Below are 613 nucleotides of genomic sequence, written 5' to 3'. Positions count from 1 at the left end.
CGTTGACTACCCGAAGAAATGCTGCGTCATCATCAGGGTTAGCAATGAGACGCAAGTAGGCCATGGCATCTTTGATTTCATTCTTGGCAAAGAAGGAGGTACCACCAGACAAGCGATAAGGCACCTGAAAAGCCTGCATCTTGATTTCCAGCAGACGCGCCTGGTGGTTACCACGATAAAGCACAGCGAAGTCTTTAAAAGGAATGTCCTTTTTCAACTTAAGATCAAGAATCTCTGCGGCAATTTGTTCTGCCTCTGCATCTTCATGGCGACAACGAATTACACGAATTCGCTCTCCGTCACCCAGCTGGCTCCATAGTGCTTTATCAAACATATGAGGGTTGTTGGCGATCAAGGTATTCGCCGCACGCAAGATCAAACTGGTAGAGCGATAATTCTGCTCCAGCTTAATCAGCTTCAGGCTTGGGAAGTCTTTTTCCAGACGCGCCAGGTTTTCTGGCCTTGCTCCACGCCAGGCATAGATAGACTGGTCATCGTCGCCTACGACTGTCAAAGCATGACGGTCACCCACGATTTGCTTCACCAGCTCGTACTGAGCCATATTAGTATCTTGGTACTCATCAACCAAGAGGTAGCGAATCTTCTGCCGCCA

General features: G+C 48.6%; 1 protein-coding gene. It reads right to left on the bottom strand.

What is annotated here, in order from left to right:
* Positions 1–613: 3'-5' exonuclease (locus A3735_RS27795; RefSeq protein ID WP_156499979.1), on the bottom strand; the 613-nt coding region annotated here is incomplete at both ends.

The organism is Oleiphilus sp. HI0061 (assembly GCF_001635675.1).
Note: the sequence above shows the minus strand (reverse complement) of the source record. Positions and strands in the feature narration are given on the sequence as shown.